This window comes from Neobacillus niacini, assembly GCF_030817595.1.
Taxonomy (GTDB): domain Bacteria; phylum Bacillota; class Bacilli; order Bacillales; family Cytobacillaceae; genus Neobacillus; species Neobacillus niacini_G.
Map to the genome: position 1 here is coordinate 4,045,033 of NZ_JAUSZN010000001.1, position 24,432 is coordinate 4,069,464.

A 24,432-nucleotide genomic window follows, 5' to 3' on the forward strand; every position below is an offset into this window, starting at 1 on the left:
GTGAAAAACCGCTTGAACCAGATGGTCCAAGCGGTTTTTATTTAATCCTATTTTCCCTTACGGATTTTAACAATTTCATCAGCTACGAATTGAACATTTGTACCAACGATAACTTGAATGCTGTTTTTTCCTACAATATTTATTCCTGGTACACCAGTTGATTTAATCTTCTTCTGATCGACTGCATCCATATCCTTCACTTCTAAACGCAGGCGTGTTACACAATTGTCTACAGATGTAACGTTTGCGTCTCCGCCCAAGCCTTCATAAATCTTAGCAGCCATGGCAGCAAACTTATTACCATCTGATTGCGTTTCCTCCGCCACTTCATCAATATCATCTTCACGACCAGGTGTCGTTAAGTTGAATTTTGTAATGATAAAACGGAATAAGAAATAGTAGATTACTGCAAACACTAGACCTTGGACAAGTAACATATATGGCTGGTTTGCAATTGGAATTTTTAAGCTTAACACAAAGTCAACCAATCCTGCACTAAAGCCAAATCCTGCTGTCCATTGGAACGCAGCTGCAATCGCTAATGAAAGACCTGTTAATACAGCATGTGTTACATAAAGTGCAGGAGCAGCAAACATAAACGCAAATTCAAGAGGTTCTGTAACCCCTGTGAAGAAAGAAGCTACACCTGCAGCCATCATTAAGGCAGCCACTGTTTTTTTCTTCGAAGATTTAGCAGTATGGTACATAGCTAATGCGGCGGCTGGTAAACCAAACATCATAACTGGGAAGAAACCTGCCTGATACCTACCAGTGATACCCTGTTCACCCTTACTAGACCAGAAATTACCAATATCATTAATTCCTGCCACATCAAACCAGAACACAGAGTTTAAGGCATGGTGTAAACCGATTGGAATTAATAAACGGTTAAAGAAACCATATATCCCTGCACCGATTGCACCTAGATCACTAATCCCTTTACCAAAAGAAACGAGTCCAGAGAAAACAACTGGCCAAACAAAGAACATGACTAATGAAACTGCTAACATCGCTACGGAAGTCATAATAGGAACAAGTCGTTTCCCACTAAAGAAAGATAATGCATCTGGTAACTTCACATGACTAAAACGATTATACATAATTGCCGCGATAATACCGGAAAGAATCCCTGTAAATTGTGTTCCAATTTTTGCGAATGCTGGGTTAACAGCTTCTGGATCAACTCCTTGAAGCAAAGCTACTGAGTTTGTTGATAACACAGTAGTAATAACCAAATAAGCAACCAATCCGCTTATTGCAGCTGAACCATCTTTGTCTTTTGACATACCAAGCGCTACCCCAACCGCAAAAAGGATAGCCATATTATCGATAATGGATCCACCTGCTTTAATTAGGAAAGCTGCTACTGGACTTTCAGCTCCCCAGCCTGTCGGGTCAATCCAGTACCCGATACCCATTAATATTGCTGCTGCAGGCAAAACGGCTACTGGCAGCATTAAAGAACGGCCAAGTCTTTGAAGATATTTCATCATGTTTTTAGTCCCCCTATCTTTTTTATAGAACATTGAACAACGCTTTCCTGCCAGGTTTGGCTCAATTCTTTTTTATCAAGAATTAATAAAATCATTCCAGCTTAGAACAGCTGCAAAATATAATAATAAGTGCTAGGTAGCTTGGAACTCCTCATTATCAACTCTTTTTTAGCAAATTGAGTTTCTCATGACTGGTCAACATAATAATACGATAATCATTTACTCTTTGAATTCACCCACCCCCTTTCAAATGAAGGTTTCCCTCAGGAACATGTGATCATTATTGTTTCACCTTGAACTGCACTCACTCCCTTTGTGAGAGTAAATTGCCTTTTTCCTTCCTCGCTATTTGTAATCACGATAGGTGTTATCGTGCTTTTTGCATGTGATTGGATGTATTTCCAATCAACCTCCATTAGTAACTGACCAACTAAAATCTTATCGCCTTCCTGAACAGCTAGCGTAAAACCGTTTCCATTTAAACCTACAGTTTCTAACCCTACATGTATTAGGATCTCTGTCCCATCATCCGCTCGAATGCCAATAGCGTGCTTCGTGGCAGCAATGAGGATTACCCTTCCATTGACAGGAGCATGAATATTTCCTGCTGTGGGAATAACCGCTATTCCTTCCCCCATCATCTTTTGACTGAATACCGGATCTGGAACCTCCTCTAACGGAATAATGGCTCCGTTGACTGGTGCAACTATTTTTAACTTTTCCTTTTTAAAGAAACTAAATACCATGCCAATTACCCCTTCACTTAAAAAAAATAAATAAAAAAGGCATGGGGGCACAATAAAAGGGCAGAAAATTGCCTTTTATTTTACCACCATGCCTGATCGTATCAGTAACATGTGATCACTATTTACTATTAATACAATCATACCATTAATTACGAAAAAAACAAGTGAAAGCGGTATCACTTTTTTAAAAAAATATTCACAATTCTCTCCGAACAGTTTTTGCAATAGTTCATTTTATCTAAATAGAATCATTATTTTAAAAAAACTTTCTTTTTACCTAAATTATCTCAATATTCCTGTTATAACAATGTTTCTAAACATTAGTATTCAATTTACCAAAAATAGTTTTTGACAATTGAAAACAATCGAAAGTATTATAATATAATATAAAGGGAGGTAGAATTATGTCGAATTATAATAGGCAGAAAATTGTGGATAGTGTCCCTCAGAAAGGTTTCTTTGGACATCCAAAGGGCTTATTCACTCTTTTCTTTACAGAATTCTGGGAACGTTTCTCTTATTACGGAATGAGAGCCATCCTAGTCTACTATATGTACTATGAAGTTTCAAAAGGCGGATTAGGGCTCGACGAAAACCTAGCTCTATCCATAATGTCCATTTATGGATCACTCGTTTATATGTCCGGTATCATTGGAGGCTGGTTAGCTGACCGGATATTCGGTACATCTAAAGCGGTATTCTACGGTGGAATACTGATCATGCTCGGTCATATTGTCCTAGCGATACCTGGCAGTGTTGCTATGTTCTTTGTATCTATGGTTTTAATCGTACTCGGAACAGGGATGCTGAAGCCAAATGTTTCTACTGTAGTTGGTGAAATGTACAGCGAAACAGACGAGCGTCGTGATGCTGGGTTTACCATTTTCTATATGGGTATAAATGCAGGGGCATTCTTATCACCACTTATTGTTGGTAGTGTGATGGATTATAGCTTCCACTTAGGTTTTGGTATCGCTGCTGTGGGTATGTTCCTTGGGCTTGTTATGTTTGTATTAACTAAAAAGAAAAACCTTGGTCTTGCAGGTACTACTATTCCAAACCCACTTTCAAAAGCGGAAAAGAAAAAAACTTTTACTTTGATCGGCTTAGGTGTAGTTGTTTTAGCGGTCTTATGCGCTGTTTTAATCCCTATGGGCGTTTTAACATTCGCTAGCTTCATTAACATCGTTACATTTCTTGGTATCTTAATTCCTACAATTTATTTTGTAGTTATGTACCGCAGCCCTAAAACAACAACGGTAGAACGTTCACGTATTATTGCTTATATCCCTCTATTTATTGCAGCGGTTATGTTCTGGTCTATTCAGGAGCAAGGTTCAACCATTCTTGCAAGTTATGCGGATAAGCGTACTCAACTAGATTGGATGGGTATTCATATATCACCAGCTTGGTTCCAATCTTTAAACCCATTATTTATTATTGTTTTTGCGCCTATTTTTGCAGGATTATGGATGAAATTAGGAAAACGTCAGCCAACAGTACCGCAAAAGTTCTCATTATCGTTATTATTTGCTGGTTTGTCCTTCTTGGTCATCCTTATCCCAGCATATCTTGGCGGTACAGATTCATTGGTTAGCCCAATGTGGCTTGTCCTTAGTTATTTAATTGTTGTATTTGGTGAATTGTGTATGTCACCTGTAGGTTTATCGGCAACTACAAAATTGGCTCCTGCAGCATTTTCAGCACAAACAATGAGTTTATGGTTCCTAGCAAGTGCGGCTGCGCAGGCACTTAATGCACAAGTTGTTAAATTTTATACTCCAGAGAATGAAATGGCTTACTTTGGCAGCATCGGCGGTGCGGCTATCGTACTAAGTATAATTCTATTTGCATTAGCTCCGAAAATTCAGGGCTTAATGAAAGGTATTCGCTAAATTTTATTAAAAGCAGTATCCCAGTATAATTGGGATACTGCTTTTTTGTTCTATTGCCAAACTTAACTAAATCACGTATGATTAAATCGTACACGATTAAAATTACACGCTATCCATCAGGGAGGAAGTTAAATGAAAACAGTCCATGATTTTTCAGTAAGAATGACCAACGGTGAGGTAAAATCTCTCAAAGAATACGAAGGTAAACCTCTAATTATCGTAAATACTGCCAGTAAGTGCGGGTTAACCCCTCAATTCCAAGGTTTACAGGAATTATATGATACCTACAAGGATCGTGGTCTAGAAATTTTAGGATTCCCGTGTGATCAATTCAATAACCAAGAATTCGATAATATTGAAGAAACGACTCAGTTTTGCCAGTTGAACTACGGGGTAACCTTTCCAATATTCGCGAAAATTGATGTGAATGGTGATAAGGCGGACCCATTATTTACTTACCTGAAAGAACAGAAGAAAGGTTTACTTTCTAAAAACATTAAATGGAATTTCACTAAATTTCTTGTTGACCAAAATGGCCAGGTAATTGAACGATATGCACCAACAACAGAACCAGACAAAATGAAGCATGATGTAGAAAAATTATATTCCTAAAAGGTGATAACCTTGAAAGACTTCATGACACTAAAAAATCAACTTTGCTTTGCCGTATATGAGACGGCCGGTGAATTTAACAAATTATATTCCAGTGTACTTCAGCCATTTGGTTTAACCTATCCTCAATATTTAGTCTTATTGGCTTTGTGGGAACAGGATGGGGTGACATTAAAGGAACTAGGGGCAAAGTTAAATTTAGGCACTGGGACATTGACTCCAATGATTTCACGAATGGAAGCAAATAACTGGGTGAAAAAACAACGCTCCAAAGAGGACGAAAGAAAAGTTTATATCTATTTACAAGAGAAGGCTCTAGAAGAAAAACATACTATTACCATTATGGTCGCGGATGTAATTCAATCCTGCCAAATAGAGCTGGAAGAATATGAGCAGTTAATGCAACAGTTGAATTCCTTACAGAAAAAAATGAAAGCACGAAAAGTTTAATTGATGTTTATTAAATAAGCTGTCCTAACTGGACGGCTTTTTTTTATTCAGAATTTTAATCATATCCTTCCCTTATCAAGGAAATAGTAACAATATTAAAAGAAGGAGGCACCACTATGCTTGATAGAAACAGTACTAACGGTAATAATATGAATCCATTTGTTGTTACAGATTTTGATGCAAGCGCTGGAGTAAAGTTAAACGAGGATACATATGAAGTATTTGTAAATGGAAGTTTTGTTGGACGTAAAACGCTTAAAAACCAAGGAGAAGATCTATCAGATATTGATGACTTCTTACGTAACCAAGGATTCAGTGACTTTACCACCTCTGTGGATGGTGACCACTATATGATTGAAGTCAGTAATCAAGAGGATAACTTCTCAGATGCCCTATCTGTTTATTTCAATAATCGGTAACTCAACTATTCTACATCTGGTCAAAGAGAGTCTTTCATATCGAAAGACTCTCTTTGGTTACAGATTAAAAGTGCTATATTAGGCACGTAAGATAATTGCCATTATGGATTTATCCTTCTTAAAATTCCAGTCAATAAAGATATCCATTACTGACTTATTAAAGATATCCTCAAATCGACCATCACGATGGAAATATCTTTTTTCAAGTTCATCCTTTGTGAATTTTAGTTCATTTTCGAATCCCTTTTCAATTAGTGCCTTTTCTATTTGAATAAGGATTCCGCTTCTTTCGATTAAGTAAATTGAAGGAGAAATAGGATAGGTTTTGATTTGATCCGGAACTTTTTCAACCATGAAGCTGATTCGCCCCACTTCCAATTCTACCCTTTGGATATCGACATCTGAATTATATTCCTGCCCCGACTCTGTATCTAAATCAAAAATAAGGACACCTGAGTTATTTGGCAAATTCCAATCATGATAGTATTCTACTGCCTCAACACCAAGAGTTACTTGTACTACCCCTTTAATTTCATCTAGCAGGTGAGTGATTATAACGTTTCTCGCATAATCCACGTACTTGTTCTGTCCATATTCTAACAAGATATCTTCCATCGGAGATAAAAATCCACGTATATAAGTGACAAGATGATTTTTAGTAACAGTAGTTTGACAGCTTTGCGGACCCCTGCCAAATTGTTTTCGCAACAATTTACTAATATAACTGCTGATATACTCTTCCTTTTTTTGATCGGTCATTACTTTTTACTCCTTACTAGGAAATTTTCCTTTATATTCCTTTAGTATGTACGAAAGCCCTCTTTATTAAAAATTTATTTAACACAAATAAAAAAACATATTGTATTTTAGGTATCCCTGCTTTACAACATGTTTCTTTAGGTTATTTCATTGTGTCTAGTTTGTTAAAAATAAAAACAAGATAATTTCTATTATTCTTATAGTCCCACATAATAAACATATCCTCGATTAAACGACCGAAAAGACTTTCGAATTGCTCCTTGTTCTTCCAATACCCATCTTTTATGTTCCAGGCATGATGGAGCAGCAAATCTACATTCCCTTTTTCATAGGCTAATTTTTCAAGTGGCAGAAGTACATCTTTCGATTCGGTTGCACATATATTTTGTGTGAATTTTACAATTTTGAAGCTGGCAGGCTTCTTAGTGTATTTTGAACCTACATTTTCTATTAAGTGGAATAAGCTAGTTTGAAAACTGTTATCAATGTTCTCCTCATGATTAGATTGAGCTTGGTCTAGTAGGAGGATGCCTGTGTTTTTATCATAGTTCCAATCATGAAAGAAATAGTCAAAGGATATCCCTAAAATCTTTGAAACCTCTGGAATAAACTCTTGAGTAACTGAATTCATCACAGTTGACCGGAAGTTATGTGCTAGTTCTAACTGGCCTTGGTTCATCAATACATCCTCTGCAGGTGTAATAAACTGTCTCATATAAACGTAAAATCTATTGCCTTTTAAGAAAACATTACAGGCTTCTGGCCCCTTTCCAAATCTGCGTTTAAGCAATTTACTAAATTTGCTGCTGAGATATACCAAATTCTCCTGATTTGATTTAATATATACCTCTCCTTTCACCAAAATTAAAAAAGGCCTAACTTCAAAAAAGAAGTTAGGCCACGGTTCAGACGACTATATTACTAGTTTCTTCCATTTACCACACAGTATACGAGTATAAATTTTTATGTAAAAATAATAGATTTCTAAAACTAATGACTGCAAGACATTAGACTTGTATATTTTAACACTGAATTCATTTTACTGCAATTGATATGCAGAAGGTAAAATTACCTCAATACAAGTGCCTTCAGCACTACTAAAAATATTACTTTTCCCTTTATGCTCCTCAATAATCTCATTGCATACAAGCATCCCTAGACCAGTGCCATGTTCCTTGGTTGTAAAAAACGGCTCACTTATACGTTCTAAAATTTCATTTGGAATTCCACTGCCTTCATCAATAATGCGAATATGAACACTATCATTAAGATGTATGCCTTCAACGATGATTTTCCCTCCATCTGGCATTGCTTCAATTGCATTCTTTATATAGTTGATAAACACTTGTTTCAACTGATTTTCGTCCCCAACTACCGTTACCTCTAGTGCATGGAAATTTTTTATCACTTCAATATTATTTAATAATGTCTGCGCTTCCATCAATGTCAGGACTTTGTCCAAAAGACCGCGGACGTCCAACTCTTGATAGTTAATTTTTGTTGGTTTAGCCAGAACCATTAACTCCTTTAGAATCATTTCAACACGATTAATCTCTGATTCTACAATATTATAGTACGTCGTATCCCCTTTATGCTCCCCCATCATTAATTGCATAAAGCCTTTTATTGCCGTAATTGGATTGCGAATTTCATGCGCAATTCCTGCCGCAAGCTGCCCTGCCGCTGCTTGTTTTTCCGACAGCAATTGTCTCTCCCTCTTAATCATTGTGATATCTTTTAACACAACATAACTCCCAACTACTTCATCATTAAAAAGAATTGGAAAAGCAGTTACGTTTACGTCCATAGCGTTACCAGGTCTCATACTAATCTTAGAATCAAAATTTGTAAGTTGTTCACGCTCCTTTTTACTAAAAAACGTTTGAGAGTCACTTAAAACAGATGAGATGAAAATATTACTTAGCTTCATACCTACTAGATCTTTTCTAGAACACTGCAATAATTCCTCACAGACTTCATTTACGTAAACCAATTGACCTGACATACTCAATATAAAAAATGGATCAGTGGTTTTAGAAAGCACAGAGAAATCTTTATCGACATTAACATCTACGTATATTTCGAGTAAGAAGTTTAACCGCTTCATTTCATCTTTATCCATTAGATACCATCCCTCCCGTTTTTAGCATTAAAAAAAGCCAAAATAAGCGTAGATATCCCTACGTCTTATTTTGGCTTAAATTCTAGCGTCTACATATCTAGAAAATCATTACCGAGTAAGTTAAACATGAAAACTCAACATAAAAGAGTGATTCATAATAGAACAGAGCATATATCCCTATTTCCACCTTTAATACTATACTATTATTTAAGAATATTCAAACAATATATATTGAGATTTACTCTCTGCAGCAACCATCTACTATTCTAGCATTATAAATTAGCGATTTTGGATTTGGCGATTTCCGCAGCAACTTCTACGATCATATCCTCTTGACCGCCTACCACCTTACGTTTTCCTAACTCAATTAATATATCACGAGAATCTACACCAAATTTCTCAGCTGCACGCTTGGAATGAAGAGCAAAGCTTGAGTAAACACCAGCATAACCTAGTGTTAAACTGTCTTTTGTAATTTCTTGCGGCACTGGTAAGAGTGGGGCAATGATGTCTTCAGCTAAATCCATCATCTTATATAAATCTACCCCAGTTTTAATCCCCATTCGTTCACAAACGGCAATAAGTACTTCAGTTTGGGTATTACCAGCACCTGCTCCTAAGCAGCGTACACTTCCATCAATTCGAGTAGCTCCTTCTTCAATGGCTACAAGTGTATTAGCCATCGCCAGAGATAAGTTGTTATGACCATGGAAACCAATGTTGACGCCGACAGACTGCTTAAGTGCACGAATTCTTTCGCGAACTTGTCCTGGCAGCAGGTAACCGGCCGAGTCAACTACATATACCGTATCCGCTCCATAGCTTTCCATTAATTTGGCTTGTTCTACTAGCTTATCGACAGGAGCCATATGATTCATCATTAAGAATCCCACAGTTTCCATACCTAATTCTTTCGCATAAGCAATATGCTGTGGAGCCACGTCCGCCTCCGTTACATGTGTTGCGATCCGAGCCATCTTTGCACCTAAATTTGCCGCTTCTTTCAATTCATGTAGCGTACCAATACCTGGCAATAGTAGGACGGCAATTTTAGATTTATCGGCCACAGATACCGCGGCCTCGATTAATTCCATTTCATTTGTACGGGAAAGACCATATTGCAATGATGATCCTGCTAACCCGTCACCATGAGATACTTCGATATATGGAACATTTGCGTCGTTCAATGCTTTTGTCACTTTTAGGACTTGATCCACTGTATATTGGTGAGAGACTGCATGACTTCCATCTCGTAAGGCAACCTCAGTGATTAGAATATCTCTTTCGTTTGTCATTTTACTTACCCCTTTCTACAGCTTAAACTGCTTCTGTCTTTAATAGATTTTTAGCGAACTCTTCGGCAACTTTCACACCTGTAGCAGTCATAATATCAAGGTTTCCTGAATATTTTGGCAGGTAATCCCCGGCACCTTCTACCTGAATAAAGATGGTGATTTTATTTCCATCGAAAATAGGTTCAGTGCGGAGTTGATAACCCGGAACATAGGATTGAACGACTTCTGTCATATCTGCAATTGATTTTCTAATACCTTCTTCGTCCATTGTTCCTTCCTCTACAAGCGTATATACAGTATCACGCATGATGATTGGAGGTTCCGCTGGGTTTAAAATAATAATCGCTTTCCCCTTTTTAGCCCCGCCGACTACTTCAATCGCACGGGAAGTTGTTTCAGTAAATTCATCGATATTAGCACGAGTTCCTAGACCCGCACTTTTACTTGAAATGGTGGCAACAATCTCAGCATATTCTACTGGACTTACACGGTTTACAGCGTGAACCATTGGGATTGTTGCCTGACCGCCGCAAGTAATCAAATTAATATTATCTTTTTCTAGATGCTCGTCAATATTAACAGCCGCACATACATATGGACCAACGGCTGCTGGTGTCATATCAATTACTTTAATACCTGCTTCTTTTAACACTTTTGAATTATAAAGATGAGCTTTTGCTGAAGTGGCATCAAAAACGATATCCGCTTCTAATTCAGGATCTGCTAAAAAGCCATCAATTCCAGTATCTACCCCTGCATAGCCTAACTCTCTTGCTCGTCTTAAACCGTCTGATTGCGGGTCAATCCCAATCACAGCAGTTAACTCTAAAATTTGCGAGCGACTAAGTTTAATCATTAAATCTGTACCAATGTTCCCTGAGCCAAGAATCGCCACTTTTACTTTTGACAAAATAATTCTCCTCCTTGAATTTACCTTTTTATGTTTTCTTTACTCTAGCTACCTTCTAAAAGTCATTACCTTTATAACCTAAAGATTTTGAGATCTCAGCTGCAGCCCTCTTAATCCCCGCTATTACTCTAGGAAGCTTCTCTTCATCAAGTCTCATTTTAGGTGCAGCACAGCTAATTGAAGCGATTACATTTCCCTTATGATTGAATATCGGAGCGGCTATACATTTAAGTCCCAACTCAATTTCTTCATCATCGACAGCATATCCAGTCTCACGAATAGTAACCAACTGTTTTTTAATTTGGTTTACGTCAGTCATCGTGAACTCGGTAAAGGCTTCTAAACTTGCTACTGATAATAGTCTATCAACCTCTTTTTCACTTAAATGAGCAAGTATTGCCTTCCCCACACCTGTACAATGAACCGGTGCTCTTTTTCCAATATGCGAATAAATAGTAAGAGCTCTTGGACCTTCTACTTTTTCAATGTAAATGACTTCATCTCGCTGTAGGGTAACTAAGTGAACGGTTTCATTTACTTCGTCGGCTAAGTCTCTAATAATTGGTCTGGCAATGTTTCCAATATCAAGATGTTTCCCAACAAAGTTACCTAATGTGAAAAGTTTTATCCCGAGCTTATACTTCAAATCCTCTGGATTCTGTTCAAGATATCCTCTATGTTCCAATGTCTTAATCATTCCATGAACGGTGCTTTTCGATAATTGGAGCTTATCACTAATCTCTTTAACACTTAGTTCTGGTCCATTGGTCAAAAATAATTCAAGGACATCAGCTGCCCTTTCAATCGATTGAATTAATCGTTCAGACATTACCATCCTTCTCTCATTCGCCATTGTCGAACGGCGTTCGTGAATATTTAATCTATGTATTTATACTACCTCGCCAACTTCTTGTATGTCAATAAAATCAGACAAATTATTCTGAATATTTTAATACAAAATAAAAAGAGCTCTTCAATATTAGAATGAGCCCTTTAAATTTATAAAATATTAAATTATTTCAAACCTTTATTCTATATATTAAAAAAACTGCCCAGTAAATATGATATCCATCTGGTTCGGGGATGGTTTCGAATATTTTCTAGTAACCCCTTAATAATAGCCCGGCCAAATGTTGGTTCAATCAGCTGCTGTTTTAACAGTACTAAAGATTCCTTTTCCACTGACTCTTCCATTTCTTCTATTTCTTGATCCAACGTTAAGAGAATCTGTTCTTTTGATAAATCTTCTAATGCCGGCTCTTCAAACACTTCAATCAACCCTTTTGAAATAAAAGGAATGGTGGCGTTTTTAGCAAGCAGATTTGTTTTTTCAACTAATGACGTTGATAACAAATCCAAATCCAATGGTATGTTATAAAACAAGAATAGCTGAGAATACATACTCATAAAGCCTTTGATACAAAAGACTAAATCATATTTTATGTCTTTTACTTTATCATCTCCATACAAACGCTCTACCATCGAAAGAATCGTTTTATCCATTAAACGGTCGTAGTAACGCATTTTTACGATGAAATCCTCATTAAAAGAACCCGACTGTTCCTTGATTAGTATTTTTCCAAAATCAGAATGCTTTCGAAACGAGTCGAATATTGCATAATAAAATTTATAAAGAAGATTTTCTTCCTCCTTTGTATTTCTGACTAGATAGTCAATTTCAGAGGTGAATTGAATCATAAAGTGATCGATTATCTCGATAATTAATTCATCTTTTGACTTAAAAGATAGATAAAAAGCACCTTTGGAAATGCCGCAGTGTTCTGTAATTTGCTGGACGGATGTTGCTTCAAAACCCTGCTTAGCAAAGAGTTCTATCGCTTTTTCCATAATTAATTGTTTTTTCATCGTTCCTTCTTCACTCCTAGGTTCAATCATTGACAGATGACCGGTTAGTCAGTATTATAAGTAAATGGGTTAGATAAGTCAATTAAGGGTAGGTGTAAGTGTGAAAGGTTTAGTCAACTTTGTTCTAGGCAATAAACTAGCAGTATGGTTACTTACAATTATTATAACAGTCTCTGGTATATATTCAGGTACAAGAATGAATATGGAAACAATTCCGGATATATCAATTCCTTACTTAATGGTAATGGATGTATATCCTGGGGCAACTCCAGAGCAAGTGATGGAAGACGTATCCAAACCATTAGAAAAAGCGATAGAAAACCTCAAGGGTGTAAAATCCGTTTATTCCAATTCAAATGCTAATATGGCAAGTCTTCAAGTGGAATATGAATACGGTGAAGATATGGACGAGGCAAATCGTGCCTTAAAATCGGCGTTAGAGGCAGTGAAGCTGCCAGAAAATGCACAAGAGCCTATTATTACAGCAATTAGTATGAACATGATGCCTGTTATGTCACTTAGTGTAAGTAGTACAACAGAGGATATCGTTGAATTAACGTCAACCGTTGAGGATATTATCCTTCCAAAAATTGAGAAAATCGATGGTGTTGCTTCTGCCACCATTACAGGTCAACATATAGAAGAAGTTCAGCTTACGTATAATGATGCAAAAATGGCTGAATATGGTTTAAAAGAAGATACTGTTAAACAAATGATACAAGCAAGTGACCTAGCGGTTTCATTAGGCCTTTACGAATTTGAAGAAGGCGAACAAGCTGTAGCAATCGATGGGAAGTTTATGACAGCGGATGAATTAAAGGAAATGCTTATACCTGTAACACCATCTGCAAACCAACCTTTACCATTTGTGAAACTTAGTGATATCGCTGATATTGAAGTAGTCGGTAAAGTTCAATCGATTTCACGTACAAATGGTGAAAATGCCATTGCCATTCAAATTGTTAAAGGCCAAGAAGCAAACACTGTAGATGTAGTAAACAGTGTGAAGGATTTAGTCAAGGAACAAAAGGAAAAAATTGAGGGCCTAGTCATTGATGTATCACTTGACCAAGGTGCACCAATTGAAAAGTCGGTTTCAACGATGGTTGAAAAGGCATTATTCGGTGGTTTAATCGCCGTATTAATTATCCTTTTATTCCTACGTGATTTTAAATCAACCATTATTTCGATCGTATCTATTCCAGTTTCTATTTTCATGGCATTCCTGCTGCTCAACTGGATGGAGATTACCCTTAATATTATGACGCTCGGTGCCGTTACGGTCGCCATCGGTCGTGTCATCGATGACTCGATCGTCGTTGTGGAAAATATTTATCGACGCCTTCATTTAAAGGAAGAAAAATTATCAGGTCGTGCGCTTGTCCGCGAAGCGACAATTGAAATGTTCAAACCTATCCTATCATCAACATTAGTAACGGTTGCAGTATTTGCGCCTCTTATCTTTGTTGGCGGTATGGTCGGCGAATTATTCACGCCATTCGCACTTACTATGACATTTGCCCTTGGTGCTTCGTTAGTTGTTGCGATTACCATCGTTCCTGCATTGTCTCACTTCTTATTTAAGAAAAAATTATATGGTGAGAAAACAGGGAGCAGCCATAAAGAAGTTGGTAAATTGGCGAACTGGTACAAAGGAATCCTTGGATGGACACTTAACCATAAAGTGATTACCTCCGTTATCGCTGTTGTGTTATTAGCAGGAAGTTTGGCGTTAACTCCATTAATCGGATTCAGCTTTATGGGCAGTGAAGAAGAAAAGGTTATGTACCTAACATACACTCCAAAAGCGGGCGAGTTAAAGGATGAAACATTAGCAAACGTTGAAGCTGTAGAAGAAGAAATGCTTAAACGTGATGATATTGACATCGTTCAGATATCTGTAACAGAAACTGGAGATCCGATGGCTGCGATGATGGGCGGCGGCGGAGATGGTGCGTTAATGTACCTGATTTTTGACCCAGATATGGAAAACTTCCCAGAAGTCCGTGAAGAAATTGAAGATTATGTGTTTAATATCGGACAGTCAGGCGAATGGAAGTCTCAAAACTTCGCACCTACATCCATGGCTTCAAATGAAGTGAGCTACACCTTCTACAGCGAAGATTTAGATAAACTAAATGAAGCTGTAAAAATGGTAGAGGACGTTATGAGTAAAAATGACCGCTTGGAAGATGTTTCTTCAAGCGCTGAGGAAGCATACGTTGAATATACATTCAACGTAGAACAAGATGAATTGCTGCAATATGGGTTAACCACTGGTCAAATCGTCATGATGTTAAACCCAACAAAAACTCAAGATGTATTAACAACGGTTGAAAAAGACGGTAACGAATTAGAGGTAATCGTTCAGCAGGAACAAGCTGCACAGCCAAAATCCATTGACGATATTTTAGCAACACCAGTACCGACAGCACTTGGTACGACAATGCCTCTGTCTGAACTTGTGACAGTTGAAAAAGGTACAACATTGAATACACTTGCACGTAGCAAAGGTGAATACTATGCAACGGTTTCAGGTACGATCCTTGATAAGGATATTTCAAAAGCAACTGCTGCAGTAGATAAAGAAATTGATAAATTAGATTTACCGAAAGGTGTTACTATCGGTGTTGCCGGTGTTCAGGCAGATATGACTGAGACATTCACACAGCTTGGTTTGGCTATGCTTGCAGCCATTGCGATTGTATACTTTATCCTAGTTGTAACCTTCCGTGAAGGTGTCGCACCGTTTGCCATCCTATTCTCATTACCATTTGCAGTTATTGGTTCATTTGTTGGTTTATTAATCGCAGGCGAAACCATTTCTGTATCTGTTATGATGGGACTATTGATGTTAATTGGTATCGTTGTTACGAATGCAATTGTATTAGTTGACCGGATTATCCATATGGAACGTGATGGTATGACAATGCGTGAAGCAGTACTAGAAGCAGGTGCAACACGTTTACGTCCAATCCTAATGACAGCTATTGCAACGATCGGTGCGTTAATCCCATTAGCAATTGGTCAAGGCGGCGGCGGTTTAATTTCTAAAGGTCTTGGTATTACCGTAATCGGTGGTTTAACAAGTTCAACATTATTAACACTCATTGTTGTTCCAATCGTTTATGAAGTATTATCTAAGATGTTTAAGAAAAATCGTAAAGATATGATTGAAGACTAATCTAAAAAACCTGAAAGTGACAAGTCACTTTCAGGTTTTTTATTTTGGTGAAGTTGTCCACCGGCTCAAAATAAACAATTGCAATCCCAAACGTTTTTATTAATTCCAGACAAACAATCCAACAATCATCGCACTTAACAATGAAACAGCAATCCCGCTGATAAGAAGCTTCCATACGTTCTTACCAATAATTGCAGATTTCCCCTCTCCTAGAACTGAATTAAACGTACCATAAATCATTCCCACCGTACTAAAATTCGCAAATGATGTTAAAAATACCGTTGCAACCGCTACTGTATGCGGCGCCAGTGCATCCAACTGATTTTTAAGGTCCATCATGGCAACAAATTCATTCGTTGCTAATTTTATTCCCATTAACTGAGCTACATAAAGGGCATCCTTTACTGGCAATCCAAGTAAAAAAGCAAATGGACTAAAGATATACGAGAAGATCTTCTGGATCGTTAGTCCATCGATTATAACACCTAATATTCCATTAAGTGCAGCTGTTAACGCTACGTATCCAATAACCATAGCTAAAATCACGATTACCATATTCATACCGACTAACATACTGTTTGAAATCGTAGAGAAAAAGTCCTTTTTCTCTGATTTTGGCGGTTCATAAATGATATCTTCCTCTTTCGGCACGGTGATCGGATTTAAAATACTGACAACGATGAGAGCATTTAAACAGTTCAATGGAATGGCACTAAAAACGTATGTAGCTGGAACCATTGATAAATACGCACCGATAATCGAGCCACTGATACTGCTCATACTCATAATTCCAAAGGTAAGTAACCGATAATCCTTTAAAACCGACAGTTGATTACGAATGACAGCTAATGCTTCTGTGTTTCCTAAGAACATCATTTGAATGGAGAAAAAGCTTTCTAACTTGGGCATCTTTGAAACCTTAGAAATAAGCCAACCCACTTTATCAATAATCCAAGTTAAAATACCAAAATAAGATAAAATATCAAAAAACGTCACGATAAAGATAATCGGCAATAGAGCACTGAAGAAAAAGTCTATTGTCTCATTTGCCATGGCACTTGGAAACACAAACGCAATCCCTTCACTTGCACAAGCAATTAGCCAAGTAAAGAAGGCAGCAATTTGATTAATCAGCCAGCTGCCAATATCTGTCCCCAACATAAACCAGGTTATAAGCAATTCAACCACAACAAGCGAGACAATCGCTTTCCATTTAACTTCTTTCTTGTGTGGAGAACATAAAAATACGACTCCCATCACAACAAAAAATCCAATAAGATTAATTAAAAAATACATGAAAGCAACTCCTAGATGTTAATTCAATATCAAAAAGCCCTTCCTCTCATTATTCCCAACAAAAGGGTAAAGAATGAAAAGAAAAGCTTCGGCAAAATTTTAAGGTTTTAATAAAATTTTCCCTGTACTTTTTCGACTTTCTAGTAATATATGTGCTTTTGCGCCATCTTTTAAAGAAAAAATAGTTGGTTCTTGAACGTTAATTTTTCCTTCCAAGATCCAATCAAATAATTGATTTGAACGTGCCTTTCTTTCTTCTAACGAAGTAAGAACATTCCACAAATCCCCGCCAGTTAATGTTTTCGAAGTATCCATAAGCATCCGTGGATCGACTGGAGCAGGGTCACCACCAGCCATTCCATAAAAAACAACAGTACCTCCAACTTTAGCAGCCTCAAAGCTTTCCAGAAGAGTAGAACCTACAGAATCATAAACAACATCCACACCATAACCATTTGTTACCTTCTTTACTTCCTCAATCCAGTTATCATTGTATAAAAACACATGATCCGCTCCTGCTGAATATGCAGCTTTTGACTTCGCTATTGAAGAGGTTAGGCCAATTACTTGTCCGCCTATTAATTTTGCAATTTGAATAAGAATTTGGCCGACTCCGCCTGCTGCAGCATGGATGAGGATCAATTTCCCTTCTGTAACTTCATAACTGTCCCTTGTTAAGTAGTGGGCTGTTAAACCTTGTAGTAAAACCGCCGACGCAGTTTCAAAGGATATCTCATCTGGTAATGGAATGGCCTTTTCTAAAGGAACTGAGACTAACTCAGCATTTGCAAACGGCACATCTGCAAAGGCAATTCGATCTCCAACTTTTATAGTCGTAATACCAACACCGACTTCTTCCACAATTCCTGAACCCTCATAACCCAATATATAAGGGGGTTGACCAGCTAGATGATAATTCCCTTTCCGACGGTATATATCTGCAAAATTTAATCCAACAGCCTTCATTTTTACCAAGATTTCATTTTTACTAATGATTGGATCAGGGATATCTATATATTGTAATACCTCGGGTCCACCGAAACTTTCAAAGATAAGTGCTTTCATTCTTCTGCTCCTCGCATTCAAAAATATATTTCACATTGTATAGTTTTTTAGGAAGAGATACAAAAAACCCGCTTTTAAAATGGGCGAGAAGACAACTACTGACAATATTTATCATAATCAAACGTTTGATTAAATTGGGACAAGCCCTTTAAATAAATGAACTTTGAGTTATTTTCGGGGAAATTTTTGTCGTGGAAAAGGCTTGGTTTTCGCTAAAAACCTCCAGAGGCAGTCAAAAAAATAAGGTAATGCAAACCATAACGATTTTTGACAAATTATTATGTTAATCAAACGTTTGATTAGCAGGGGCCAAAGCCCTTTCAAAATAGGCTTTAACCCCTAAAACAGGTAAAATCAATGTCGGATTTTACGGCAAATTCACTTTCTAGTTTTCTACTATAAGTTTAAGAAAAGCGCTAACCTATTTAGCGCTTTTCTCAAATTGTTACAGCTGTTCTTTATTCTCTTTTGCTACACCAATTACATCCCTCAAGTCATCCTGCACGCTTTCCTTCGCAAGAGCGACATTTGAGCGATATGCTGCTCGGACAATAACATGTCCAGCTACAGGTGCAGTGAGGAATACAAAGAATATACCCAGAAATAAACGAATACTAAAATATCCTTCTAACACAAAAAAGAAAAAGGTTCCTACAAGCGTAAAAAGAACGCCAATCGTTGAACCTTTTGAAAGTGCATGCGCGCGGGTATAAATATCAGGGAGACGGATTAATCCAACTGCACTTAAAAAGCTAAAGATGGTACCAATTAATATTAATAAAACCGCAATGTGTTCACTCGGAATCATTACGCTCAATGACCACACCTCTTTCTATATATCTCGCAAAGGCTATTGTCCCGATAAAGGAAAGGATCCCAATTAATAAAATGACTTCAAAAAAAGCGGTACTTCTTATAAAAACAGAAAAAATAGCTACTCCAGAAATGATATTAATTCCTAATGCATCCAGCGCCTGAATTCTATCTGGCGCAGTCGGCCCCTTTACCAATCGAAATATGGTTGCAAAAATAGCAAAACTAAGAAATACTAATGAACAAATTAAAATTCCCTGAATCATGCTCGTGTCACCTTCTTAATAGCCTTTTCAAACTTAGCATTGGATTGGAGTACTGCATTGCTTGATTCTGGGATATCCATTGCATGGATATAAAACTTCTTACTATCAGAAGAAACTTCTACTACAACAGACCCTGGAGTCAAGGTTAGCAGTAGTGCTAGTAACGTAACCTCCAGATCCCCTTCTAACTCGGTTTCCAAAGTAAAGATTCCTGGGGTTATATTGATTGTTGGCCGAAGAATTTGTCGAATTACTAATATACTAGATGTAAACAACTCATAAATAAACACGAAAAAAAGTTGAACGATTGCAAGTAATGTGACCAAATAGAATTTAGTTGGAAGATATCTGCGTAATATATATAGCACCAATAAACCAAATAGGTAACCACTAAAGAATGTCAATACACTCCAATCATCCTGAAGAAACATCCAGATTACGCCAATTAATAAATTAACTAATACTTGCATGGGCATTGGTACCACCCCTTTCCATCTATCAAGATGACCAATTTGATTTATTGACCAAGATTGTTGCCCAATACTGCTTCAATATATAGGCTTGGATTCATTAAGCCTTCAACTGCATTATCAACGTAATTATGAATCCCTTCTGCACCTAATCCGAGCGAAATCGTTATTATGGTAAGGATTCCTATTGGTAACATTAACCCCTTTGTTGTCCCCTTCTCTTTCTCCTCCGTTAAGTCGGTATAACCCCAAAAGACATTCATAAAGATTTTCATTATCGAATACAAGACCATAAGGCTGGTAAACAATCCAATTCCCCCCAGCCAAAAGTAGCCTGCTTCGAAAGTTCCCTCTGTTATGAAAATTTTCCCCAGAAAGCCACTTAATGGCGGAATGCCTGACAGTGACAATGCCGCAATAAAAAACATCCAGCCTAATCCCGGGTGCAAGCGGATAAGGCCGCTTATTTCTTTAAGCTTACTTGTTCCAGTAAGATGGATGATTGTTCCTCCTAAAAGGAAAATCAATGCCTTCACAATCATATCGTGAATTAAATAGTATAGGGATCCCGTCATCCCTTCAGTTGTAAAGGAAGCAACTCCTGCTAAAATAAATCCTACACCGACAATGACGTTATAAGTCAAAATTCTTTTAATATCCCAAAAAGCGACTGCCCCAATTGCTCCTAATAGCATCGTTACCGCAGCTAATATTCCGATCAATAAATGAGTCACCTCTGGCTCATGATAAAAGACCAGTGTGAAAACTCTTATAATGGCATAGATTCCTACCTTCGTTAACAAAGCAGCAAAAATAGCTGAGATTGCTGTTGGAGGAACACTGTAGGAGCCAGGAAGCCAAAAGAATAGAAAAAGACCTGCTTTTAAACTAAATACTATTAAAAATAAAATCGCGACCGTGGTCATAAGACCCTCTTGTCCAACCTCAGCTACACGAAGCGACAGGTGTGCAAAATTCAGGGTTCCGGTCATTGCATAAAGAAATGCGATAGCAACTAGAAAAAGAAAAGAAGAGATGATGTTAATTAATATATACTTAATAGACTCGCTGAGCTGGATTCTCGTACCTCCCAGTGAAATCAACACATAGGATGCAACTAACATCACCTCGAAGCAAACAAATAAATTAAAAATATCTCCGGTGATAAAGGAACCATTAACCCCTGTAATTAAAAACAAAAATAGCGGGTAAAAGTAGTTGGATTCTCTCTCTTTTCCAATGGAGTGAAAAGCAAATAATAAACAACAGAGGGAAACAATACTGGTTACCAGAATCAGTAAGCTTGAAAACATATCAGCCACCATACTTACCCCAAAGGGAGCTTTCCAGCCGCCTAAATGAAGGGTTTGAATTCCCTTAGTATGAATTTGAATGATTAGCAAAAGAGTCGCAATGCTTATCGCTATTGTAGAAAAAACACTTAGAAATCTCTGCAATTTTATACTTTTCCTAAAGATCACCATAATCATTCCCGCTATAATAGGGATAATGATTGGCAAAATGACCAAATTATTCATTCTCAATACCTCTCAGTTGCTCTGTATTATCCGTGCCCAACACCTTATAAGCACGATAACTCAGCACTAAAAAAAGAGCTGTTGTAGCAAAATTTATCACAATCGCTGTTAATAAAAGGGCTTGTGGTAATGAATCAGCATATGTTAGATTCTTTATGCCCAGAAGCGGCGGACCTCCCTTTTTTAACCCTCCCATCGTGATAATCAGTAAATTGACGCCATGACCAAGGATCGAGGTCCCCAAAATGATTCTTAATAAGGTTTTCGTTAAAATCAAGTACGTTCCAATTGAAAATAATATACCAACAAGGATAGACATCAACGTTTCCATTATCGATCATCCCCAATACTCATTATTATTGTAATGGAGGTTCCAATAACGGCTAAAGCTACTCCTACATCAAAAATCACTGCTGTGGCAAGTTCTGTCTTGCCGAAGATTGGTAGTTCAAAATAGCCAAACGATTGTGATAAGAATGGAGCTCCTAGAACCATTCCACCTACTCCAGTCAAAACAGCAATTAACACACCTACCGCAGCCATTACTTTAAAATCGACTGGGATATAAGTACGTACTGTTTCAATATCAAAGGTTAAAAACATGAGGATTAAGCCCGAAGCAAAAGCCAAGCCACCGATAAAACCACCGCCGGGAAAATGATGTCCTGATATAAAAAGATTTATAGCAAATGTAAATATTATCACGACTGCAACTTTTGTTACACTTCGGATGATAACATCATTTGGCTTCTTCATTTTCATCCCTCCCCGTAAGTCTAATCTTGATTAATGTATATACCCCAAGACCTGCAATACATAAAACAAGAATCTCTAGCATCGTATCAATCCCGCGAAAATCCACGAGGATAGAGTTTACAATATTTTTTGCTCCTGCCAATTCATAAGAATTCTCGTAAAAACTTGAAATTGATTCAAATAAACGATTTCCATTCGCAGATAAAGCAATGAGTGTAACAACAACACCTACCCCAATTGAGATGATCGCATTGACCACTTTAAACTGTATCCGGCTTTTTTCCTTTCTCAACTGTGGCAAGTGATAGAAGCATAGCAAAAATAGTGCAGTCGTAACGGTCTCAACTACTAATTGGGTTAATGCCAAGTCTGGTGCTCTAAATAGAACAAAGAAAAAGGAAACTAGAAATCCAAGTGCACCAACAGCAACAATGGAGGTCAACCGAGTTTTTGAAAACAGTACGGTTATTGCGGTAATGACCATCGCAGTCATTAAGCCCACTTCAAAAAAATTGGCAGGTGCATCATTAGATGGGTCAAAGGAAAATCCATCAAAGAGCCAGATTGCTCCACCCACAACAAGGATGATAAATGAAAATATATATACTAAATAATCACGGATGAACCCTGTCATATACCGCTCTGTTATAAACTTCGATAAGCTTTCCATTTTTTCCAGACTAAGGTTATACATACTATTTAACGTGAAATCGTCTGGATATAAGTGATAAAGTCGATACCACTTTTTCAAATAAATGTACAACAAGGTCCCCAGCACGATGACTCCAAATGTCATAAACAACTCTGTATTCCAACCATGCCAAGCACTGACTTTTATTTTCAATTCACCTGCATCAGCAAGCATAGGTACCACTGCATGCATAGCAGGTTTTAATAAGTAGTGTGAAAGGACATTCGGAAAAAAGAAAATAATGATAACAAGAGAACCGAGGATAAGTGGGGATAGTAACATCCCAATCGGGGCCTCATGCACTACCCTGCCTAATTTTTCAGGTTTATTCTTTCCTCTAAAGGTTTTAAAAACAAGAATCATGCTATAGACAAAAGTAAACACACTGGCAATCCAAGCGATGATTGGTATAGCCAGACCGAATGTCTCTGCATTAAACACAGACATAGTTGATACATTTAATACCGCAGTAAAAAACATTTCCTTACTTAAAAATCCGTTAAATGGCGGAAGTCCAGCCATCGCAAAACTTCCAATTACGGTTAGGGTAAAAGAAATAGGCATGAGGTGCATCAAACCACCCAACCTGCGAATATCTCGAGTTCCCGTCTCATGGTCAATAATCCCAACAACCATAAACAGACAGCCTTTAAATGTAGAATGATTAACTAAGTGGAAAATCGCAGCAAATATGGCCATAGCATATACAGAGGAATCGGTACCCACTCCGTAATAGAAGGAGGCAGACCCTAAACCAAGTAGGCTCATGATTAATCCTAATTGACTAATTGTTGAGTAGGCCAATAAAGCCTTAAGGTCCGTTTGTCTCACTGCATTTACAGATCCATATAATAAAGTTATCAATCCTACCCCTGTTACAAGCCAAAACCATTCTGCTGCACCACCGAAAATCGGTGTCATACGGGCAACTAAATAAATCCCTGCTTTCACCATTGTTGCAGAATGTAAATAAGCACTTATTGGGGTAGGCGCCTCCATTGCATCGGGTAACCAAATACTAAATGGGAATTGCGCTGACTTTGTAAACGCTCCGATTAATATTAATATCATTCCAGGAATAAACAATGAATGCGATGAAATATCAGTTGAATTGCTTATCATTTCACGAATGCTATACGTATCCGTAATCATAGAGAGCAAGATGAAGCCTGCCAGCATCGCCAGCCCGCCAAAAATCGTAATCAACATCGATTTTTGTGCACCATAACGTGATTTTTCACGTTCATACCAATACGCAATTAATAAGAAAGATGATATACTTGTTGTTTCCCAAAAGACATATAAAACAAAAATATTATCAGAAAATACTAGACCGAGCATAGCTCCCATAAATATCAATAAATACACATAGAAATTATTTAGTGCTTCCCGATGTTTAGACAGATAGAAAATAGAATAAAGGATAACTAATGTACCAATTCCGGAAATTAACAATCCTAGAATTAGGCTTAATCCATCCATATATGTTATGAAGTTAATATCGTAGGCTGGAATCCATGGAACAGTTTCTGTGAAAGTATTCCCTTCTGAAATATTGGGTATATAAGTTAATAAATAAGCAAATATCACTAAAGGAATAAATAGGACAAACCATCCTGTATGAATACGTGGTGTCAATTGTTTATAAATGTAGGGGACCACGATTGCAAATATAAATGGAATCAAAATCATAATGTGTAACCATGAAGACATCATATCCCTCCCTATTAGTTTTCCAAAATAGTACATTATTGTAATTAGATTGACTGAAAGTGTAGCATGGGTT

General features: G+C 37.3%; 23 protein-coding genes. 5 read left to right on the forward strand and 18 right to left on the reverse strand.

What is annotated here, in order from left to right:
• Nucleotides 1-47: 47 nt before the first annotated feature.
• Both nagE and QFZ31_RS19160 read right to left on the reverse strand, forming a co-directional pair.
• Nucleotides 48-1,493 (reverse strand): N-acetylglucosamine-specific PTS transporter subunit IIBC, encoded by a 1,446-nt coding sequence (nagE, locus tag QFZ31_RS19155; RefSeq protein ID WP_307305847.1) that lies wholly within the window; start codon nucleotides 1,491-1,493, stop codon nucleotides 48-50.
• 263 nt (nucleotides 1,494-1,756) lie between these two features.
• Complete coding sequence (locus QFZ31_RS19160; protein WP_307305850.1) at nucleotides 1,757-2,239, reverse strand: PTS glucose transporter subunit IIA; 483 nt, start codon at nucleotides 2,237-2,239, stop codon at nucleotides 1,757-1,759.
• Nucleotides 2,240-2,643: 404 nt separating this feature from the next.
• Here QFZ31_RS19160 and QFZ31_RS19165 point away from each other — a divergent pair, with 404 nt between their 5' ends.
• The 4 genes from QFZ31_RS19165 (at nucleotide 2,644) to QFZ31_RS19180 (ending at nucleotide 5,615) form a co-directional block, all read left to right on the forward strand.
• Nucleotides 2,644-4,134, forward strand: coding sequence for a peptide MFS transporter (locus QFZ31_RS19165; RefSeq protein WP_307305852.1), 1,491 nt, complete (start codon nucleotides 2,644-2,646; stop codon nucleotides 4,132-4,134).
• A 132-nt stretch (nucleotides 4,135-4,266) separates the two neighbouring features.
• On the forward strand, nucleotides 4,267-4,746 hold the full coding sequence (locus QFZ31_RS19170; protein WP_307305854.1) for a glutathione peroxidase: 480 nt from the start codon (nucleotides 4,267-4,269) through the stop codon (nucleotides 4,744-4,746).
• A 12-nt stretch (nucleotides 4,747-4,758) separates the two neighbouring features.
• On the forward strand, nucleotides 4,759-5,196 hold the full coding sequence (locus QFZ31_RS19175) for a MarR family winged helix-turn-helix transcriptional regulator (RefSeq protein ID WP_307305858.1): 438 nt from the start codon (nucleotides 4,759-4,761) through the stop codon (nucleotides 5,194-5,196).
• Nucleotides 5,197-5,312: 116 nt separating this feature from the next.
• Nucleotides 5,313-5,615 carry a hypothetical protein gene (locus QFZ31_RS19180; protein WP_179603028.1) on the forward strand — a complete coding sequence of 101 codons (303 nt, stop codon included), beginning with the start codon at nucleotides 5,313-5,315 and terminating at the stop codon, nucleotides 5,613-5,615.
• A 78-nt stretch (nucleotides 5,616-5,693) separates the two neighbouring features.
• On the opposite strand, the gene QFZ31_RS19185 is transcribed toward QFZ31_RS19180, so the two are convergent.
• The 7 genes from QFZ31_RS19185 to QFZ31_RS19215 form a co-directional block, all read right to left on the reverse strand.
• Entirely contained in the window at nucleotides 5,694-6,374 is a 681-nt protein-coding gene (locus tag QFZ31_RS19185; RefSeq protein ID WP_307305864.1) for a Na-translocating system protein MpsC family protein, read from the reverse strand.
• Between the two features lie 142 nt (nucleotides 6,375-6,516).
• A complete protein-coding gene (locus tag QFZ31_RS19190; RefSeq protein WP_307311670.1) occupies nucleotides 6,517-7,233 on the reverse strand; it encodes a Na-translocating system protein MpsC family protein in 717 nt (238 codons plus the stop codon).
• Between the two features lie 180 nt (nucleotides 7,234-7,413).
• Nucleotides 7,414-8,496, reverse strand: coding sequence for an ATP-binding protein (locus QFZ31_RS19195; protein ID WP_307305867.1), 1,083 nt, complete (start codon nucleotides 8,494-8,496; stop codon nucleotides 7,414-7,416).
• A gap of 272 nt (nucleotides 8,497-8,768) precedes the next feature.
• On the reverse strand, nucleotides 8,769-9,791 hold the full coding sequence (gene dmpG / locus QFZ31_RS19200; RefSeq protein ID WP_307305870.1) for a 4-hydroxy-2-oxovalerate aldolase: 1,023 nt from the start codon (nucleotides 9,789-9,791) through the stop codon (nucleotides 8,769-8,771).
• 22 nt (nucleotides 9,792-9,813) lie between these two features.
• Nucleotides 9,814-10,701 (reverse strand): acetaldehyde dehydrogenase (acetylating), encoded by an 888-nt coding sequence (locus QFZ31_RS19205; RefSeq protein WP_307305874.1) that lies wholly within the window; start codon nucleotides 10,699-10,701, stop codon nucleotides 9,814-9,816.
• A 55-nt stretch (nucleotides 10,702-10,756) separates the two neighbouring features.
• The gene (locus tag QFZ31_RS19210) at nucleotides 10,757-11,530 is read right to left on the reverse strand and encodes an IclR family transcriptional regulator (RefSeq protein ID WP_307305875.1); all 774 of its coding nucleotides are present in this window, start codon (nucleotides 11,528-11,530) and stop codon (nucleotides 10,757-10,759) included.
• A gap of 203 nt (nucleotides 11,531-11,733) precedes the next feature.
• Complete coding sequence (locus QFZ31_RS19215) at nucleotides 11,734-12,567, reverse strand: TetR/AcrR family transcriptional regulator (RefSeq protein ID WP_307305878.1); 834 nt, start codon at nucleotides 12,565-12,567, stop codon at nucleotides 11,734-11,736.
• Nucleotides 12,568-12,667: 100 nt separating this feature from the next.
• Between QFZ31_RS19215 and QFZ31_RS19220 the strand changes: the two genes are divergently transcribed.
• Nucleotides 12,668-15,751 carry an efflux RND transporter permease subunit gene (locus tag QFZ31_RS19220; protein WP_307305881.1) on the forward strand — a complete coding sequence of 1,028 codons (3,084 nt, stop codon included), beginning with the start codon at nucleotides 12,668-12,670 and terminating at the stop codon, nucleotides 15,749-15,751.
• Nucleotides 15,752-15,850: 99 nt separating this feature from the next.
• On the opposite strand, the gene QFZ31_RS19225 is transcribed toward QFZ31_RS19220, so the two are convergent.
• The 9 genes from QFZ31_RS19225 to QFZ31_RS19265 all read right to left on the reverse strand — a co-directional run bounded on the left by QFZ31_RS19225 (nucleotide 15,851) and on the right by QFZ31_RS19265 (nucleotide 24,359).
• Nucleotides 15,851-17,047, reverse strand: coding sequence for a nucleoside transporter C-terminal domain-containing protein (locus QFZ31_RS19225; protein ID WP_307305883.1), 1,197 nt, complete (start codon nucleotides 17,045-17,047; stop codon nucleotides 15,851-15,853).
• Between the two features lie 99 nt (nucleotides 17,048-17,146).
• Nucleotides 17,147-18,112 carry a quinone oxidoreductase family protein gene (locus QFZ31_RS19230; RefSeq protein WP_307305886.1) on the reverse strand — a complete coding sequence of 322 codons (966 nt, stop codon included), beginning with the start codon at nucleotides 18,110-18,112 and terminating at the stop codon, nucleotides 17,147-17,149.
• A gap of 445 nt (nucleotides 18,113-18,557) precedes the next feature.
• Nucleotides 18,558-18,920 carry a monovalent cation/H(+) antiporter subunit G gene (gene mnhG, locus QFZ31_RS19235; protein WP_307311673.1) on the reverse strand — a complete coding sequence of 121 codons (363 nt, stop codon included), beginning with the start codon at nucleotides 18,918-18,920 and terminating at the stop codon, nucleotides 18,558-18,560.
• Complete coding sequence (locus tag QFZ31_RS19240; protein ID WP_307305889.1) at nucleotides 18,907-19,191, reverse strand: Na(+)/H(+) antiporter subunit F1; 285 nt, start codon at nucleotides 19,189-19,191, stop codon at nucleotides 18,907-18,909. Before QFZ31_RS19240 ends, mnhG begins: the two co-directional genes overlap by 14 nt.
• On the reverse strand, nucleotides 19,188-19,667 hold the full coding sequence (locus QFZ31_RS19245) for a Na+/H+ antiporter subunit E (protein WP_307305892.1): 480 nt from the start codon (nucleotides 19,665-19,667) through the stop codon (nucleotides 19,188-19,190). The genes QFZ31_RS19240 and QFZ31_RS19245 overlap by 4 nt, the downstream gene beginning before the upstream one ends.
• A gap of 41 nt (nucleotides 19,668-19,708) precedes the next feature.
• Entirely contained in the window at nucleotides 19,709-21,199 is a 1,491-nt protein-coding gene (locus QFZ31_RS19250; protein WP_307305895.1) for a Na+/H+ antiporter subunit D, read from the reverse strand.
• A complete protein-coding gene (locus QFZ31_RS19255; RefSeq protein ID WP_307305896.1) occupies nucleotides 21,192-21,530 on the reverse strand; it encodes a Na(+)/H(+) antiporter subunit C in 339 nt (112 codons plus the stop codon). The genes QFZ31_RS19250 and QFZ31_RS19255 overlap by 8 nt, the downstream gene beginning before the upstream one ends.
• Nucleotides 21,530-21,955 (reverse strand): Na(+)/H(+) antiporter subunit B, encoded by a 426-nt coding sequence (locus QFZ31_RS19260; protein ID WP_307305898.1) that lies wholly within the window; start codon nucleotides 21,953-21,955, stop codon nucleotides 21,530-21,532. The genes QFZ31_RS19255 and QFZ31_RS19260 overlap by 1 nt, the downstream gene beginning before the upstream one ends.
• The gene (locus tag QFZ31_RS19265) at nucleotides 21,939-24,359 is read right to left on the reverse strand and encodes a Na+/H+ antiporter subunit A (RefSeq protein WP_307305901.1); all 2,421 of its coding nucleotides are present in this window, start codon (nucleotides 24,357-24,359) and stop codon (nucleotides 21,939-21,941) included. Before QFZ31_RS19265 ends, QFZ31_RS19260 begins: the two co-directional genes overlap by 17 nt.
• Between the last annotated feature and the right edge of the window lie 73 nt (nucleotides 24,360-24,432).